We start from the raw sequence: 2191 nt of genomic DNA on the forward strand, positions 1-2191 counted from the left end.
AAAAAAAAAAATAATAAAAATAGAGTATATAACTTTGATTGTGTTAAAAAGATAAATATTTCATAAATTTTAAATTAAAAAAATATGGAAACAAAAATTACTCTCCTCATACAGACAGTTTAGTTCTGTTATTTCTGACAATAGACAGTTATTCACAAACAAATCCAACGATTAGCCTAGGTGAATCAACAGCTTTTAAATATTCAGGTTGTCCTTCAATAGAGATAACAATCCCAACTTTTTATTAAAAAAAATAATAAAAAATTAATTACTGTTTTATTTAAAATAAAGATTATGAAAAAAATTACTTTTATTCCGTTTTTAACTTTTTTAATATTATTGTTTTCAACGACAGTTAGTTATTCACAAAATACTAATGTTACATTCGATAATGTTAATGCTTCATTAACAACGACTCCTGCTTGTTCCTTTTCGCAATGTAATGCTCAAGATGTAAATTTTGGAGATGTTTATTTAGGTGATAATGTTGGGAATGTGGCTACTTTGGCTTATATTTCAAATCCTGTAAATGGATTGTATATTTGGGTTACTATTTCATCTAACAGTTCCAAATATGATTTGTTATTTCAATTTGACTATCTGGTTGGAGGAGTTCGAAAAAATTTCGATAACACTAATTTTGTTGGTGCTGCAACTGATAGGTTAACTATTAAAATTAGAGGGAGTATAATTACAGCCGGTTCCAAATACAGAATGGCTCAAATTACAAACTATACTGCAGGTCAATCCCTTGAATTAAAAAACATTTACTTAAGTTGGGAAACAAGTGGGCAAGCCATTACGCCTGCTCAAAGTCTTTCTTTGATAACTTGTAATCCTCCTAAATGCAGCAGTGCACTTTCTAGTGGGATAATTATAAAAACACCTTTGTTCGCCGATTTTTCTATTACTAAAAGTTGTGATGGAGGTACTTATCAAAAAGTGGTTTATACCAGTACTTCAACAGGAGTTGAACCAAACACTAATTATAGCTGGTCATTTCCTGGTGCTGCTACAATTTCCCCAGTTAGTTTAACAACAATAGGCCCTTATACTGTGACTTATTCTTCAGCTGGTCCGTTTAGTGCTAGTTTAACAGTCTCAGATCCAACAAATCAAGTTATTCCAAATACTAAAACAGTCAATAATATAACTTTAGTAGCGTGTTGCACCCCACCAGTGATAACAGCAATAACTGCCTCTAGTATATGTAGCGGAGGTATCTTTACTGTAACACCAGTGAATGGAACCAACGGAACAGTCCCAGCTGGTACTCTTTATAGTTGGGCAGCTCCAAATGTAATTGGAATTTCGGGAACTGCTGCTGGAAACAATGCCACTAATATAAGTGGTACATTGACAAATTCAACCAATGCTCCGATAAACGTAATATATACCGTAACTCCAACGTCGGGAATCTGTACAGGAAGTACTTTTACGGTAACAGTAACGGTAAATCCGAAACCAGCATTGAACAATATAACTGCTACTAGTATATGTAGTGGAGGTACTTTTACTGTAACACCAACAAATGGAACCAATGGAACAATTCCGTCTGGTACCACCTATAGTTGGGCAGCCCCAAATGTAGTTGGGATTTCGGGAACTGCAGCAGGAAACAATGCCTCAAATATCAGTGGTACTTTAACAAATTCAACCAATGCCCCGATAAACGTAATATATACCGTAACCCCTACTTCGGGAACTTGTGCAGGAAGCACTTTTACGGTAACAGTGACAGTTAATCCATTACCAGTATGTTTGATAACAGGTCCAGATGGCCCAATTTGCCCATCTTCAACAGGTAATAGTTATTCAGCACCAGCAGGAATGAGCAATTACACTTGGTCAATTTCAGGAAATGCTACTATTAATGGTAATACATCTTCCCAAACAGTTTTAATAACTGCGGGTGCTAACTGTGGCGCTTCATTTACACTAACCTTAGTTATCAAAGACATCAATGGATGCGAATCAACATGTACTAAGATAATTAATGTTCAAGATGCAACCGCACCAACTTGGACAACTGCTCCAGCTGCGCTTGATGTTACGCTGGAATGTAGCGATACCGCAGGATTAACAACTGCTCAAGCTAATGCTCCTGTAGCAACTGATAATTGTGGTGGAACGGTAACGTACACTAAAATCAGTGGAACTTTTGCTCAAGGCAACTGTGTAAACTCTGGAA

General features: G+C 35.6%; 1 protein-coding gene. It reads left to right on the forward strand.

Going from position 1 to position 2191, the window contains the following annotated elements; genetic code table 11:
- Positions 1–294: 294 nt before the first annotated feature.
- Positions 295–2191: PKD-like domain-containing protein (locus OA93_RS23915; protein WP_039116795.1), on the forward strand; the 1897-nt coding region annotated here is incomplete at its 3' end.

Source organism: Flavobacterium sp. KMS (assembly GCF_000813005.1).
Lineage (GTDB): Bacteria > Bacteroidota > Bacteroidia > Flavobacteriales > Flavobacteriaceae > Flavobacterium.